We start from the raw sequence: 14,690 nt of genomic DNA on the forward strand, positions 1-14,690 counted from the left end.
TCTACCGTGCCCTACAGCTCGGCGGGCGGCTGCGGCTCGGCGTCGGCGACCTCGGGGTGACGGGCGAGGTTGACGATCCCGGCGATCAGGCCGCCCCAGACCGTGACCATCGCGATGATCATCATGATGACGGCGATCGGGGTCATGACCGGGCTCCTTCCGCGAGGGCATCCGGCAGTCTGACCGCGCCGGTCTCCGCATCCGGCGCGTAGCTCTCCTCCACGAGGAACTCGTCGTAGTCCGGATCGTCCTTGGCGTGCGAGCGGTGACTCCACGGCAGCAGCGACAGCAGGATCGCGAGCACCACGAGGGCGATCACCATGCCCCAGCCGAAGATCGAGAGGAACCAGCCCGGGTAGCCGCCGTACGGCTCGGAGACCTTGGCGATGACCTCGCTCACGAACAGGTAGCCGAGCACGATCGGCGCGAGCGCTCCGACCAGCAGCATCCAGAACCAGCCGACCGTGAAGCTCGAACGACGGTTGAGGTGATCTCTCAACGCCGGCAGCCGGTGCAGCAGCCAGGCGACGACGATCACCGCGACCAGCGCGACGGCCATGATGCCGAAGGCGTTGACGAACGCGTCGGTGGTGTCGAGCACGGCGAGCGCGGTCGTGGTCGAGAACATGGCGATCGAGATCAGTGCGATCGGTATGGAGACGACGAGCGTGGTGCGGACGCGGCCCCAGCCGAGCTTGTCCTGGAGAGCGGCGACCACCACCTCCAGCACCGAGATCAGCGAGGTGACGCCGGCGAAGACCAGGGCCCCGAAGAACAGCACTCCGATGATCGACCCGCCCGCCGCGTTCGAGACGATCGTGGGGAAGGCGACGAACGCCAGGCCGATGCCCGCCGTGGCGGTGTGCGCGACATCCGTGCCCTGCGCCTGCGCCATGAAGCCCAGCGCGGCGAACACGCCGATGCCGGCGAGGATCTCGAAGCCGGAGTTCGCGAAGGCGACCACCAGGCCGGAACCCGTCAGGTCGGTCTTGCGCTTCAGGTACGAGGAGTACGTGACCATGATGCCGAACGCGACCGACAGCGAGAAGAAGATGTGCCCGTAGGCCGAGGCCCACACCGCCGGGTCCGCGAGGGCCTTCCAGTTCGGGGTGAAGAACGCGTTCAGTCCGTCGACCGCGCCGGGCAGGAAGAGGGACTGCACCACGAGCGCCGCGAACATGATGGTCAGCAGCGGCATGAGCACGGTGTTCGCACGGCCGATGCCTCGCTTGACGCCGAGGCCCATGATCACGATGACCACGAGCCACACGGCGATCAGCGGGAGCCCGACCTGCGGCACGAACTGCGTGGAGACGCCGCCCTTGGAGACGTCACCCATCTGCAGGAAATCCTTGAAGAAGAAGTCGTTCTCGTTGCCGGCTCCCCAGGTGATCTGCGCGGAGAACCAGGTGTACATCGCCGCCCAGGCGATGATCACGGCGTAGTACGTCGCGATCACGACGCAGATCAGCACCTGCCACCACCCCAGCGGCTCGGCCGCGCAGTGCATGCGGCGGAACGCCAGCGGAGAGGACCCCCGGAATCGGTGCCCGATCGCGTAGTCGAAGAACAGCAGCGGGATGCCTGCGGTCAGCAGCGCGCACAGATACGGGATGAGGAAGGCGCCGCCGCCCCCCTCGTAGGCGACGTACGGGAACCGCCAGATGTTGCCGAGGCCGACCGCCGATCCGATGGCCGAGAGGATGAACACGTTGCGAGAGCCGAAGGCCTCGCGCTTGGTGGAGTGCGTCGTCGTGGACTGCGTCGTCGCGGCTGGCATGCCCTCGAGGCTACCCGAGGGGCATCCGCGGGGTCAGGGAGTTGACGGAAGCTTGAGGCTGGCGAACGGGAGCAGCATCCCGTTCCCTGTCTCCGCTGCCCTGTCAGGGCTGGATCATCGATGCGCGATGGTCGAACCGCGGATCACCAGCCGGACGGGGAGCTGGAGTGTGCCGCCTTGCGTCTCCGCCCCGTCGATCGCCTCGAACACCTTCTCGGCCGCGCGACGGCCGAGAAGCTGCAGATTGGCATCGATCGAGGTGAGCTCCGGCCGGGAGTTCTCCACCAGGATGCTCCAGTTGTCGTAGCCGATCACGGCGAGATCGTCGGGTACGGATCGCCCGAGATCGCGCGCCGAATCGAGCACTCCGCGGGCGATCTGATCCGATCCGCAGAAGATCGCGTCGATGTCCGGATGCTGCTGCAGCAGCATCGCACCGGCATCGCGCCCCCACTGCTCAGTCCACTCGGAGAGCAGAGGGGCACCGATCAGCTCCAGGCCTGCGTCCGCCAGTGCAGCCCGGGCGCCCTCGAGGCGGTCCTGCGCGGCAGCATAGGCGGGATCGCCCGAGATGTGCGCTATGCGGGTGCGTCCGCATGCGAGCAGGTGCTCGACGGCCAACCGTCCACCGGCGACGTTGTCCGGCGTGAGCGAGACATCGCGCGGGTCATCCGAGGGAGCGTACGCGTAGACGACGGGGACGGGGATGCTCTGACCGAGCGACGGCCTCGGATCCGTCTGGCGGCCGACGACGATGATCCCGTCGACGCGTCGGCTGAGCAGCTCGCGCAGGTGGTGCTGCTCGCGGATCGCATCTCCGCGCGCGTCACACAGGAAGACATTGATGCGCCCGGCCCCGAACGCATCCTCCGCCCCCATCAGGATGGGGATCATGAACCGGCCCTCGAGATCGCTGGTGAGCAGGCCCACCGTACCGGTGCGCCCGGCGAGCAGCCCGCGGGCCATCACGTTCGGAGTGAACGACATCCGCTCGGCGACCGCGAGCACACGCGCCTTCGTGGCCGCGGAGACGTCCTCACGGTCGTTCAGCGCTTTCGACGCCGTCGAGATGGACACTCCTGCGGCGCTGGCGACGTCGCTCAGCGTCACTGCCCTGGTTGCGCCGTTGGCCATCGCGTCCCCTCACTGCCGGTAGCGAAAGGTTATCGGATTCATCCTTGACCGGCCGCATCTGTCCGCGCTATACATGAGCGAAAGGGTTTTCGTAGGTTTCGATAATGACCCTCGGCGGTGCAAGCCCAGCATCCGCTCGACGAAGAGCCAGAGGAGACAATCACATGCACACCACCGGAAGGCGCCGCCTGCTTCGCGGCATCGCCGCGCTCGCCGTGGCCGGGACGATCGCGGGCGGTCTCGCGGCCTGCGCACCGGCATCCGACGACAAGCCCGCCGGGCCGATCACCGCGAACGGCACCGACGACGGCGCCAAGCTGACGCTGTGGACCCGCGCTCCGCTGGAGCGGCAGGCCAAGCTCCTGGTGAAGGCGTACAACGCCTCGCACAAGAACCAGGTGGAGCTGACCGTCGTGCCCAACGACGACTACGTCGCCAAGGTCGGCGCCGCCGCGGGCTCGGGCGGGCTGCCCGACCTGTTCGCCGCCGACATCGTCTACGTGCCCAACTGGGTCAAGCAGGGGCTGTTCACCGACATCACCGAGCAGATCGACGGGCTGGACTACAAGGACCAGATCAACAAGGGACACCTGGACGCGGGCACCCTGGACGGCAAGGAGCACGTGCTGCCGTTCGTGCTCGACCTGTCGATGCTGATGTGGAACAAGGAGCTCTTCAAGGAGGCCGGCCTCGACCCCGAGAAGGCGCCCAGCACGCTCGCGGAGTTCGCCGACGCGGCCGAGAAGGTGCAGAAGCTGAACAAGCCCGACACCTACGGCACCGCCACCGGCCTGAACTGCGGCGGATGCCTGGTGTTCACCTGGTTCCCCTCCATCTGGGCGTCCGGTGACCAGGTGATGAACGAGGACGGCACCGAGGCGCTGCTGGACAGCGACTCCGCCAAGGCCGTCTACGACACCTGGAAGGGTCTGGAGGACGCCGGAGCGGTGCTGCCCAGCTCCACCGACGAGGCCGGTCCGACCTGGACCGCGGCGTTCAGCGAGGGCAAGGTCGGCGTCATGCCGTTCCCCGCAACCCTGCTCTCCTCGCTCGACTTCGACGCCGGCGTGGCCGGCATCCCGGGTGTCGACGGCGGCGCGTCGACGTTCGTCGGCGGTGACGGCATCGGCATCTCGAAGGACTCGAAGAAGGCCGCGCAGGCGTGGAACTTCCTCAGCTGGATGATGTCGGAGGACGCCCAGGTGGGCGTGCTCGCCAAGGACGACAACGCCGTCTCGCGCGGCGACCTCGCGAACAACGAGTACGCGGCGAAGGACCCGCGCCTGGTGACCATCAACGAGGTGGCGGCCAAGGGCGACACCCCGGTGGCGATGAACTTCCAGCAGGCGTTCAACGCCCCCGGCAGCCCGTGGCTGACCCTGGTGCGCAACGCCGTGCTCAAGGGCACCGACACCGTCGACGCGGACACCAAGGAGATCACGGCCGTCCTCGGCCAGTGACCCGTCGGGCGGACGGCCGGACGGCCGTCCGCCCGAGCCCCCGCAACGCTTCCGCCGAAACCGATTGGATCGAGATGGCACTCACCGCTTCCGCCCCGCCGGCGACGGCACCGGGCACGTCGCGGCGTCGCAGACGCCGCCGCGGCTATGGCGGCCCCGTCCAGGGCTGGCTGTACGCCTCCCCCACGGCGATCTTCGTCGCCTGCCTGTTCGTCGTCCCTCTGGTGCTGGTGTTCCAGATGTCGGCGTCCGACTGGCCTCTGCTGGGCGGCAACCAGGGCGTCAACCTCCCGGAGAACTACGTCGACGCCGTGAGCCACCGGCTGTTCTGGGACTCGATCCGCTTCACGCTGCTGTACACGGTCATCACCACCGTCATCCTGATCGCCCTCGGGCTGGGGCTTGCGCTGCTGGTGCAGGAGTCCACCCGCTGGAAGGGATTCCTGCGCACGGCGTTCCTCGTGCCGAGCGCCCTGGGCCTGGCATCCGCATCCCTGCTGTTCTACGTGCTCTATTCGCCGATCGCGGGACCCTTCGCGGATCTGATGAAGTCGTGGGGCATCACGTTCCTCGGCACGCCCACCGGCGCTCTCTGGTCGACCATCTTCCTGATCGTCTGGCGCTATGCCGGCTTCTACATGCTGCTCATGCTGGTGGGCCTGCAGGGCATCCCGGACGATGTGTACGAAGCCGCCCGCATCGACGGCGCGAGCCGCTGGCAGACCTTCCGCGACATCACCGTGCCACTGCTGCGACCCACCTTCGCGCTCACCACGATCATGTGCGTGACGGGATCCCTGCTCGCCTTCGAGCAGTTCTACATCCTCACCAAGGGCGGCCCCGACAACTCCACGATGACCATTGTGCAGCTCATCTACAACGTCGCCTTCCAGGGTCAGAACAGCCTCGGCATCGCCGGCGCCCTCTCGGTGATCGTGCTGCTCGCCCTCGTCGTCGTGAACGTCTTCCAGATGCGCGCCTTCGGGCGCTCGGACGAGAGCTGAGACCATGACCACGACCGTCCACGACACGACCCGCGCGATCGTCGCCCCCGGTGCCGTTCACGGGCAGTCCAGGCGGATGCCGCTCGCGTTCGGCATCCCGTACTGGGTGTTCACCGGCGCGCTCGCGCTGATCTTCCTCTACCCGTTGATCTGGACCGCCGTCTCGAGCGTGAGCCCGCTGGCCGGCACCAGCCAGACCGAGGGCTGGGGCTTCGGCAACTACGCAGCCCTGACCGAGTACCAGGCGGGCATCTGGGTGTACCTGTGGAACTCGACCGTCGTCTCGGTGCTGACGGTGGCGCTGACCCTGGTCATCTCGCTGCTGGGCGGCTACGCCTTCGCACGGTTCTCGTTCCCCGGCAAGAACGCGCTGTTCCTGCTGACCCTGGCCATCCTGATGGTGCCGTACGCCACCCTGCTGATCCCCCTGTACGTGATCCTGAACGCGGTCGGCCTGCAGAACTCCCTGGTCGGGGTGGCGCTGGTGATCACGATGTTCCAGCTGCCCTTCTCGATGTTCATGATGCGCATCTCGTTCGAGTCGATCCCGCGGGAGCTCGACGAGGCGGCCATGGTGGACGGATGCTCCAGCTGGAGCGCACTGTGGCGCGTGCTTCTGCACGCCGTCAAGCCCGGACTGGTGACGGTCGGCCTGTTCGCCTTCCTCACCGCCTGGAACGACTTCATGGCGCCGCTGATCCTCATCAACGACAGCAACCGGATGACCCTTCCGCTGGCTGTGGCCAACCTGCGCGGCCAGGTGCAGGGTGTGGTCGACTACGGCGCCACCGAGGCCGGCGTGGTGGTGCTCGCACTGCCGTGCATCCTGCTGTTCCTGATCCTGCAACGACACTACGTGCGCGGCTTCATGTCGGGCGCTTTCAAGGGCTGACATGACTTCTCACACCATCGCTCCCGTCGTCCCCGCCCGCGGTCGCCTGCGACCGCTCGGCATCGACGAGGTCCGCATAGACGACGGCTTCTGGGCCGAGCGCCAGCGCGTGAACGGCACGAACACGCTCGCCCACATCGAGGCGAAGCTGGAGTCCGAGGGCTGGCTGCCCAACTTCGATCTGGCGGCCGCCGGCACCCTGCCGCAGGGACGTCGCGGTCGCGAGTTCGCCGACTCCGAGGTGTACAAGTACCTCGAGGCGCTGGCCTGGGAGATCGGCCGCACCGGCGACGAGGATCTGGAGCAGCGCTTCCGCGCGATCGTCGCACGGGTCGCCGCCGCACAGGAGGACGACGGCTACCTGAACACGAGGTTCGGCAGGCCCGACCAGGGCGCGCGATGGTCCGACCTGGAATGGGGCCACGAGCTGTACTGTCTCGGACACCTGTTCCAGGCAGCAGTCGCCCGCGGGCGCACGCGGCCGGATGCCGACGACGGCCTGCTCCAGGTCGCCGTCCGCGCCGCCGACCTGGTCTGCCGCGAGTTCGGATCCGACGGCCGGGACGCGATCTGCGGCCACGCCGAGGTCGAGGTGGGGCTGGCAGAGCTCGCCCGCCTGACCGGCGACCGTCGGTACCTCGACCAGGCGGCGCTGTTCGTGCAGCGGCACGGAAGGCGTACGCTCGCCGACATCGGGTTCGGCCGATCCTACTACCAGGACGACGTGCCCGTCCGGGACGCCGACGTGCTGCGCGGCCACGCCGTGCGCGCCAACTACCTCTCCTCCGCGGCCGTCGACGTGGCCGTGGACGCCGCGGACGCCGACCTGCTGGACACCCTGCGGAGCCAGTGGCGGCGCACGGTCGAGCGGCGCACCTACGTCACCGGCGGACAGGGCGCCCATCACTCGGATGAGGCCTTCGGCGAGGACTGGGAGCTGCCGCCGGACCGCGCCTATTCGGAGACCTGCGCCGGGATCGGATCGATCATGTTCTCGTGGCGCCTCCTGCTCGCCGATGGCGGGCCGCAGTACGCCGACCTCATCGAACGAACGCTGTTCAATGTGGTGGCCACATCGCCCGCGCCGGACGGGCGCGCCTTCTACTATGCGAACACTCTCCACCAGCGGGTGCCCGCGCAGCCGGCGGACCCGGATGCCACGTCCCCCCGCGCACAGTCCTCGCTTCGTGCGCCCTGGTTCGAGGTCTCCTGCTGCCCGCCGAACGTCGCACGCACCTTCGCGAGCCTGGCCGCCTACCTCGCGACGGCCGACGATGACGGCGTCCAACTGCATCAGTACGCCTCTGCATCCGTTCGCACGACGCTGCCCGACGGGACGGTCGCTGCTTTCCGGGTGAGCACCGCCTATCCCGCCGACGGCCGCATCCGCGTGACCGTCGTGGAGGACGGCGAGTGGACGCTCACACTGCGCGTGCCGGCCTGGGCCACGGGCGCTGTCGTGCGGTTCGGAAGCGAGGATTCCGCGGACGCCGCTCCCGGCTCCTTCGCGCTGCGACGCGCCTTCCGCGCGGGAGACGTCGTCGAGCTCGACCTGCCGGTGGCCCCGCGGGTGACCGCGCCGGACCCCCACGTGGACGCGGTGCGCGGCTGCGTCGTCGTCGAGCGCGGCCCGGAGGTGCTGGCTCTGGAGTCGGTGGACTTCGGCGCCGACGTCGCCGAGGCGGTTCTCACAGCGGATCCTGTCGAGGTCGACGGACGCGTCAGCGCAGAAGTGCGGCGTCGAGACACGGGCGAGTCCGCCGACGTCGCGCTCGTCCCCTACCACTCCTGGGCGCAGCGCGGCCCGTCGACCATGCGCGTGTGGTTGCCGACCAGTTGAGCGACGATCGTCCGCGCGCGCGAGCTGGCGGCCCCGGGCGCAGATCAGCCCCGGCTGGAGTCCCGCACCACCAGCTCGGGCTGGAACCGCACGCGGCGGTCGTGCTCGGCGCCGTCGAGCTCCTGCAACAGCAGCTCGACGCCGGTCCTGCCCAGCAGGCGGGCGGGCTGGCGCACCGAGCTGAGCGGGACGACCGTCGCCGAGGCGAAGTCGATGTCGTCGTAGCCGACCATCGCGATGTCCTCGGGCACGCGAACGCCGGCGGCGAAGCTGAACGCCTGCAGCAGCCCGACGGCGAGGAGGTCGTTGGCGGCGAACACGGCATCCGGCCGATCCTGCTCCGCACGCGCGGCGAGCGCCTCTCCTGCGGCCCTCCCCTGCAGCACGGTCAGCGAGGCCTGCTCGATGACCTCGAGCGTCGCACCGGGGACCTCCGCGATGGCGGCCTGCGCACCCTCCAGTCGCTCGGCGACCTGGCGCACGGAGCGCGGTCCGCTCACGTAGGCGATCCGGCGCCGCCCCGCATCGAGCAGGTGCCTGACCGCGAGGCGCCCGCCCTCGACGTCGTCGACCGACACGGAGGGGATCTCGCCCTCGTCGACCTCATGGTCCACGAGCACGACCGGCATCCCGGCATCCGTGAAGCGACGCAGCGACGACAGGTCGTCGGATGCCGGGGTCAGCAGCACCCCGTTCACGCGCTGCTCCTGGAACAGCTCCAGGTGCGCCTCCTGCCGGACGTCGCTCTCGTCGCTGTTGCCCAGAAGCACGGTCATGCCTGCCTCGGCCGCCCGGTCCTCCGCGCCGCGCGCCACCTCGGCGAAGAACGGGTTCCCGATGTCGGGAACGACCAGTCCGATACTGCGGCTGCGACCGGCACGGAGCTGGCGGGCGGCGTCGTTGCGCACGAATCCGAGTTCCCGGATCGCCTGCTGCACCCGCTCGGCGGTGCGCGCGGAGACGCGGTCCGGCTGGTTCAGCACGTTGGAGACGGTGCCCACAGACACTCCAGCCGCGGCCGCGACATCCTTCACGCCCACTGCCATGGGTGCTCCCCTCCTCAGACCGGCCTCCGGAGGAGGCGTGCTGGAATCCACCTTCTCATCCTGCGGCCCCGCTCCCGCGCCGACAGGGCGCGGGAGCCGCCGGGTTCACTGCAGGACGACGTCCGCCTCGGCGAAGAACTGGTCCACCGCGTCGTCGACCGTGACGGTGCCGAGTCCGATCTCCTTGCCCAGATCCCAGAACTTCTGCTCGAGCGAGCCGTAGCCGACCACGGGCACCGGGGGCGCCTCGCCGATCCGGTCCGAGACGGATTCGATGTAGTCCGCGACCTGCTTGTCCACGCCCTCCAGCTTCGTTCCGGCGAGCTTGCTCGAAGAGGCGGGGAAGCCCAGGGTCGTGCCGAAGATCCGCCCGGCCTGCTCGCTGTTGACGATGAAGTCCAGGAACATCGCGGCCGCCTCCTTGTGCTTGGAGTTCGGTGCGATCGCGATCTGCAGGCCGCCCTGCTGGTACAGGTCCTTCGCGCCCTCGACCGCGGCCGGCGGCGCGACGATCGAAATGGACTTCGCCCCGGAATCGGCCAGGTACCCGCCCAGGAAGTTGCTCCAGCTCATCTCGCTCGCGGTCAGCTGCACGCCCAGGCCGGACTTGGGACTGACCTCCTCCAGCCGCTGCTGCGGCACAGCCACGCCGTCGCGCAGCTTCGCACCGCCCGCCCAGTACTCCTTGAGCTGCTTCTTCGTGAAGCCCAGCTTCCCGTCCTGCGTGTACAGGTTCTCACGGTGGGCACGGAGTTCCAGCTCGAAGCCCTGGATGCGCTGCGTGTAGTCCGTGCCGCCGTAGACCTTGCCGCCGGATGCCTTCGTCACCGTCGCCATCCAGTCGTCGAGCTCAGCGGGGCTGGAGCCGCCGTCCGGCGACGCGACTCCGTACTGCGCGAGGAGGTCGTCGTTGACGAAGTTCGCCCACACGCTGTAGCCGGTCGGCAGCGAGTACTGCGTCCCGTCCAGACGGCCGGTGCCCAGCAGGGAGTCGTCGAAAGCGGAGAAGTCGATGTACTTCTTCACCGTCGACAGGTCGAGCACATGCCCGTTCTCGGCGTACTGGCGCAGGTAGCTGTCCGAGAACTGGAACACATCCGGAAGGCTGCCGCTGGCAGCCTCAGTGGCGCGCTTCTCCCAGTAGCTGGGGTAGTCGCTGAAGGTCGTCTTCACCTGGATGTTCGGATGCTCCTCGTTGAACGCCTCGATCAGCTGGTTGTAACGGTCGGCGCGGTCGTCGTTGCCCCAGAACGCGAAGTCGAGGGAGACCTTCGCGTCGGGGTCGAACGTCGCATCGGGCGCGGCGGCGCCGCAGCCGGCGAGGGCCAGGCCGCCGACGACGACCGCCACGGCGGCGCCGAGCGCTCGACCACGTCGTGCGAGTGATCTCATCATGAGGAGGACCTTTCGGATGGGACTGCGGGGATTCCGCGGGATTCTGCGGACGGGGTCAGCGGCGACGGCGCCGCGAGGGCACGGCGACGACCGCCAGGGCGGCACAGCCGACGGCGGGGATGAACAGCGGCACCAGGGCCCACGTGACCACGCCGACGAACACGGCCGTCGCCGCCAGGTAGAGGGCACCGGCGGCATCCGCCCGCACCGTGTCGGGCAGGGCACGCACAGCATCCGTCCACCGCATCGAGGGCGACCAGATGCCGGCGACGACCAGCACCCCCGTCGCGAGGACCACGAGGCCGGCCCAGCCCACCACGCCGACCACCTCGCCGCCGGGCAGGACGCCGGTGCGCGCGAGGACCACGTCCACGGTGAGCACGGCCGCGATCAGCACGGCGGGCACACCGACGACGAGCGACGGCAGGATGCCGGCGCGCACGTCGGCCCAGAACAGCGCCGCGCGGGAGTCCTCGGCCGCCGCGAAGCGGCGCAGCTGGCGGATGCCCGCGGCGAGCGCGATCGGCAGCGTGACCACCGGAAGCGCGACCAACGTGATCAGCAGGCCGACCGTGAGGGCCTCGCCGAACAGGCCGAACTTCGCTGTCGCGCCCGGGTGCGGGCCGGGGTCGAATCCGGCTCCGACCGGGCCCGAGCCGGAGCGCGCCTCACGCGCCACGGCCCTCGCCTCGCGTCGCCCTGCCGCGGTCATCGTCAGCCCTTCAGCCCCTGCGTGGCGACGCCGTCGACCAGGAAGCGCTGGAAGACGATGAAGAACAGCAGGATCGGGATGAGGGCGACGAACGACGCGGTGACGGTGGCGCCGTAGTCCGCGCCGCCGGAGGAGGCGTCGTTGTACAGTCGCAGACCGATCGGGAGCGGGTAGTTCTCGGGGCTGGTCAGGTAGAGCAGCGGGCTGAGGAAGTCGTTCCACTCCCAGATGAACGCGAAGATCGCGCAGGTGATCAGCGCCGGCTTGATCAGCGGCAGGATGATCGACCAGAAGATGCGCAGGTGACCGGCGCCGTCGATGCGGGCGGCCTCGTCCATGTCGCGCGGCATCTGGCGGATGAACTGCACGATCAGGAACACGAAGAACGCGCTGGTGGCGAGGAACTTCGGCAGGATCAGCGGGATGAACGTGTCCACCCAGCCGAGCTTGTTGAAGATGATGTACTGCGGGATGATCACGACGTGGAACGGCAGCAGCAGCGTGCCGATCATCGCGGCGAAGAAGATCCCCAGCCCCTTGAACTGCACCCGGGCGAACGCGTAGGCGGCCAGCGCCGACGAGAGCACGGTGCCGACCACGGCCGAGACGGCGAGGATGAACGAGTTCAGGAAGAACCGCCACATCGGCACGCCCGCGATGCCCTCCATGACCTTGCCGTAGTTGTCGACGGTGGGCTGGTTGGGGAACAGACCGGGGTTCGTGCCGAACTCGGCGTTCGGCTTGAAGGTGGCGAGGAACAGCCACAGCAGCGGGTAGAGGACGATGACGGTCAGGATGCTGAGGCCGATGAACCAGACGACGGTCTGGACGGTCTTGCGCTTGATCCGGCGCCGCGGCGCGACCGCCGGGCGGGCGTCGCCGCCGATGGTGGTGGAGGTCATTTGTCGTCTCCTGCGTAGTGCACCCAGGACTTCTGCGTGCGGAAGAGGATGAATGCCAGCAGTGCGACCACGATCAGCAGCACCCAGGCCATGGCCGCGGCGTAGCCCATCTGCCCGTCGGAGAATCCTCGCTTGTAGAGGTAGACGGTGATGAAGTTCGTCATGCCCGCAGGGCCGCCCGACCCGTTGGAGATGATGTACGCGGATGCGAACACCTGGAACGCGCCGATCAGGCCGAGCAGCAGGTTGAAGAACATCACCGGCGAGAGCATCGGGATGGTCACCGCGCGGAATCGACGCCAGGCGCCGGCGCCGTCCATCTCGGCCGCCTCGTACAGCTCCTTCGGGATCTGCTTGAGGCCGGCGAGGAAGATGACCATCGTCGAGCCGAAGGTCCACACGTGCAGCAGGATCATCATCGGCAGCACCATCGACGGGTTGCCGATCCATCCGCCCAGGTCGATGCCGAACACCTGCAGGCCGGAGTCGACGGGACCGTCGGTGGCGAACATCGCCCGCCACACGATCGCGATCGAGACCGAGGCGCCGATCAGGGACGGCGCGTAGAACGCCGAGCGGAAGAACCCGGAGCCCTTGTCGCGGTAGTTCAGCAGCATCGCCGTCCCGAGCGCCGCGGCCAGGGTGATCGGGGTGCCCACGAACACGTAGATGAGCGTGATCTCGGACGACTGCAGGAACACCGGGTCCTTCGTGAACAGCCGGATGTAGTTGTCCAGGCCGATCCATTTCGGCGGGGCGAAGATGTTGTACCGCGTGAACGACAGGTACAGCGAGTACACCATCGGCACGAGGGTGAGCCCCAGGAATCCGATCAGCCACGGAGTGAGGAAGGCGTATCCCGCCGCGGTCTCACGGCGGACACGGGCGCGCTGGCCGGGGCGGACGGGGTCCACCTCGCGGCGGCTCTTGCGCAGCAGATGGGCGCTGGAGCGGTCTTCGGTGACGATGACCCTGGTCGCGGTGGTGCTCACGGGGTCCTCCTTCGGGGTTCGTGACTGACGGCGGCGGGAGTCCTACCGCCGGGCCGGATGCAGCATCCGGCCCGGCGAGGGATCTCACTGGTTGAGGACGACGTCCATCTCGGCGAAGAACTGCTTCACGGCGTCATCCACCGTGATGGTGCCGAAGTTGAGCTCGGTGCCCAGCACGCGGAACTTCTCCTCGAGGCTGCCGTAGCCGACGATCGGCACGGGCGGGGCGTCGCCGAGGCGGTCCTTGATGGAGGTCTCGTAGTCCTTGATCTGCTGGCTCAGCGGGTCGAGGTCGGCCGCGGCGAGCGCCGTGGACGACGCGGGCAGACCGCGGTTGGTGCCGAAGATCTTGCCGGATTCCGGCGAGTTGATCAGGAAGTTCACCAGCGTCGCAGCCGCCTCGGGGTGCTTGGTCTTGGCGGAGATGGCGTGCAGCATGGAGGGCTTCAGGTACAGGTCCTTCGTGCCCTTCTTGGTGACCGGCGGGGCGACCAGGTTCAGCTCGGTGTAGTCCGCGCCCAGGTTCTTCAGGTATCCGGCACCGAAGTTGTCCCAGGTCAGCTCGCTGGCCGTCTTGGCGGAGTCGAACGCGCCGAGGGGCGTGAGCTCCTCGACCTTCTGCTGCGGGATGCCGACGCCCTTGCGCACGGCGGCGCCCTCGTTCCAGAACTTGGCGAGGCGCTTCTCGTCGAAGCCTGCGGTGCCGTCCTCGTTGAAGAGGTTCTTGCCCTCGGAGCGCAGCTGGATCTCGAAGTTCTGGATGCGTCCGGTGTAGTCGCTGCCGCCGTAGAAGGCGCCGCCCGAGGCGTCGGTGACCGACTTCATCCAGTCGGCGTAGTCGCTCCAGCTGCCGCCCTCGAAGTCGGAGACCCCGGCGGTCTCGAGCAGCTTGGGGTTGGTGAACAGGCCCCAGGCGTTGGTCGACGTCGGGATCGCGTAGGTCTTGTCGTCGACGACGCCGATCTTGAGGATGTTGTCGGCGAGCGGCTTCTTGTCGATGATGCCGCCGATGTACGGGTCGAGGTCGAGCAGCAGGCCGTTCTCGGAGTACTGACGCAGGTACGAGTAGTCGAACTGCATGACGTCGGGCAGGCCACCGCCGGCGGCCTCGGTCTGACGCTTCTCCCAGAACTCGGGGAAGCCGAGGAAGGTCGAGTTGACCTTGATGTTCGGGTACTTCTTGTTGAACTCCGCGATCACCTGGTTGTACAGGTCGGCGCGGACGTCGTTGCCCCAGAAGGCGAGGTTGAGCGTGACCTTCTCCTTCGGGTCGAAGGTGGCCTTCGCCTTGGGATCGGCCGCCTGCCCGGAGCAGCCGGCGAGCAGCAGCACAGCCGCTGTGGCGAGGGCGGTTCCGGCCGCCAGTCGCTTCTTGAACATCGTTGTCCTCTCTGTGGACGTCTTCGTCGGGTCGAGCCGTTGAACGTCCATGTCCATGTGGGTGCGGGTGCGCCTCCAGGGACCCTCGGAAAGCGCTTCCCTGCAAACTAACCAAAATTGAAACGTTTCGCAAGACCCAGGCAAGAATCTGTT

General features: G+C 68.3%; 13 protein-coding genes. 4 read left to right on the top strand and 9 right to left on the bottom strand.

Going from position 1 to position 14,690, the window contains the following annotated elements:
• Nucleotides 1–11: 11 nt before the first annotated feature.
• From MIAR_RS10785 to MIAR_RS10795, 3 genes are all read right to left on the bottom strand, one after another.
• Nucleotides 12–146, bottom strand: coding sequence for a methionine/alanine import family NSS transporter small subunit (locus tag MIAR_RS10785; protein WP_285635310.1), 135 nt, complete (start codon nt 144–146; stop codon nt 12–14).
• On the bottom strand, nt 143–1,780 hold the full coding sequence (locus MIAR_RS10790; RefSeq protein WP_285635312.1) for a sodium-dependent transporter: 1,638 nt from the start codon (nt 1,778–1,780) through the stop codon (nt 143–145). The genes MIAR_RS10785 and MIAR_RS10790 overlap by 4 nt, the downstream gene beginning before the upstream one ends.
• A 114-nt stretch (nt 1,781–1,894) precedes the next feature.
• Nucleotides 1,895–2,914: a LacI family DNA-binding transcriptional regulator gene (locus MIAR_RS10795; RefSeq protein WP_285635314.1), complete on the bottom strand. Its 1,020-nt coding sequence runs from the start codon at nt 2,912–2,914 to the stop codon at nt 1,895–1,897.
• A 164-nt stretch (nt 2,915–3,078) separates the two neighbouring features.
• Between MIAR_RS10795 and MIAR_RS10800 the strand changes: the two genes are divergently transcribed.
• The 4 genes from MIAR_RS10800 to MIAR_RS10815 all read left to right on the top strand — a co-directional run bounded on the left by MIAR_RS10800 (nt 3,079) and on the right by MIAR_RS10815 (nt 8,110).
• Nucleotides 3,079–4,374 carry an ABC transporter substrate-binding protein gene (locus tag MIAR_RS10800; protein WP_285635316.1) on the top strand — a complete coding sequence of 432 codons (1,296 nt, stop codon included), beginning with the start codon at nt 3,079–3,081 and terminating at the stop codon, nt 4,372–4,374.
• Between the two features lie 74 nt (nt 4,375–4,448).
• The gene (locus MIAR_RS10805) at nt 4,449–5,378 is read left to right on the top strand and encodes a carbohydrate ABC transporter permease (protein WP_285635319.1); all 930 of its coding nucleotides are present in this window, start codon (nt 4,449–4,451) and stop codon (nt 5,376–5,378) included.
• 4 nt (nt 5,379–5,382) lie between these two features.
• A complete protein-coding gene (locus tag MIAR_RS10810) occupies nt 5,383–6,270 on the top strand; it encodes a carbohydrate ABC transporter permease (RefSeq protein WP_425561578.1) in 888 nt (295 codons plus the stop codon).
• 1 nt (nt 6,271) lies between these two features.
• On the top strand, nt 6,272–8,110 hold the full coding sequence (locus MIAR_RS10815; RefSeq protein WP_285635322.1) for a glycoside hydrolase family 127 protein: 1,839 nt from the start codon (nt 6,272–6,274) through the stop codon (nt 8,108–8,110).
• Nucleotides 8,111–8,154: 44 nt separating this feature from the next.
• On the opposite strand, the gene MIAR_RS10820 is transcribed toward MIAR_RS10815, so the two are convergent.
• The 6 genes from MIAR_RS10820 to MIAR_RS10845 all read right to left on the bottom strand — a co-directional run bounded on the left by MIAR_RS10820 (nt 8,155) and on the right by MIAR_RS10845 (nt 14,537).
• Nucleotides 8,155–9,156: a LacI family DNA-binding transcriptional regulator gene (locus tag MIAR_RS10820; RefSeq protein ID WP_285635325.1), complete on the bottom strand. Its 1,002-nt coding sequence runs from the start codon at nt 9,154–9,156 to the stop codon at nt 8,155–8,157.
• A 105-nt stretch (nt 9,157–9,261) separates the two neighbouring features.
• Entirely contained in the window at nt 9,262–10,551 is a 1,290-nt protein-coding gene (locus MIAR_RS10825; protein WP_285635327.1) for an ABC transporter substrate-binding protein, read from the bottom strand.
• Between the two features lie 55 nt (nt 10,552–10,606).
• Nucleotides 10,607–11,263: a hypothetical protein gene (locus MIAR_RS10830; RefSeq protein WP_285635330.1), complete on the bottom strand. Its 657-nt coding sequence runs from the start codon at nt 11,261–11,263 to the stop codon at nt 10,607–10,609.
• A 2-nt stretch (nt 11,264–11,265) separates the two neighbouring features.
• Entirely contained in the window at nt 11,266–12,165 is a 900-nt protein-coding gene (locus MIAR_RS10835) for a carbohydrate ABC transporter permease (RefSeq protein WP_285635333.1), read from the bottom strand.
• Entirely contained in the window at nt 12,162–13,157 is a 996-nt protein-coding gene (locus MIAR_RS10840) for a carbohydrate ABC transporter permease (protein ID WP_285635336.1), read from the bottom strand. The genes MIAR_RS10835 and MIAR_RS10840 overlap by 4 nt, the downstream gene beginning before the upstream one ends.
• 84 nt (nt 13,158–13,241) lie before the next feature.
• Entirely contained in the window at nt 13,242–14,537 is a 1,296-nt protein-coding gene (locus tag MIAR_RS10845) for an ABC transporter substrate-binding protein (protein WP_285635339.1), read from the bottom strand.
• Between the last annotated feature and the right edge of the window lie 153 nt (nt 14,538–14,690).

Source organism: Microbacterium arabinogalactanolyticum, from assembly GCF_030268005.1.
In the GTDB taxonomy this organism is placed as follows: Bacteria; Actinomycetota; Actinomycetes; order Actinomycetales; family Microbacteriaceae; genus Microbacterium; species Microbacterium arabinogalactanolyticum.

What these genes read in the sequence shown, in the direction of transcription:
- MIAR_RS10785 (WP_285635310.1), bottom strand. Translation starts at nt 146, where the DNA reads ATGACCCCGATCGCCGTCATCATGATGATCATCGCGATGGTCACGGTC.
- MIAR_RS10790 (WP_285635312.1), bottom strand. Translation starts at nt 1,780, where the DNA reads ATGCCAGCCGCGACGACGCAGTCCACGACGACGCACTCCACCAAGCGC.
- MIAR_RS10795 (WP_285635314.1), bottom strand. Translation starts at nt 2,914, where the DNA reads ATGGCCAACGGCGCAACCAGGGCAGTGACGCTGAGCGACGTCGCCAGC.
- MIAR_RS10800 (WP_285635316.1), top strand. Translation starts at nt 3,079, where the DNA reads ATGCACACCACCGGAAGGCGCCGCCTGCTTCGCGGCATCGCCGCGCTC.
- MIAR_RS10805 (WP_285635319.1), top strand. Translation starts at nt 4,449, where the DNA reads ATGGCACTCACCGCTTCCGCCCCGCCGGCGACGGCACCGGGCACGTCG.
- MIAR_RS10810 (WP_425561578.1), top strand. Translation starts at nt 5,383, where the DNA reads ATGACCACGACCGTCCACGACACGACCCGCGCGATCGTCGCCCCCGGT.
- MIAR_RS10815 (WP_285635322.1), top strand. Translation starts at nt 6,272, where the DNA reads ATGACTTCTCACACCATCGCTCCCGTCGTCCCCGCCCGCGGTCGCCTG.
- MIAR_RS10820 (WP_285635325.1), bottom strand. Translation starts at nt 9,156, where the DNA reads ATGGCAGTGGGCGTGAAGGATGTCGCGGCCGCGGCTGGAGTGTCTGTG.
- MIAR_RS10825 (WP_285635327.1), bottom strand. Translation starts at nt 10,551, where the DNA reads ATGATGAGATCACTCGCACGACGTGGTCGAGCGCTCGGCGCCGCCGTG.
- MIAR_RS10830 (WP_285635330.1), bottom strand. Translation starts at nt 11,263, where the DNA reads ATGACCGCGGCAGGGCGACGCGAGGCGAGGGCCGTGGCGCGTGAGGCG.
- MIAR_RS10835 (WP_285635333.1), bottom strand. Translation starts at nt 12,165, where the DNA reads ATGACCTCCACCACCATCGGCGGCGACGCCCGCCCGGCGGTCGCGCCG.
- MIAR_RS10845 (WP_285635339.1), bottom strand. Translation starts at nt 14,537, where the DNA reads ATGTTCAAGAAGCGACTGGCGGCCGGAACCGCCCTCGCCACAGCGGCT.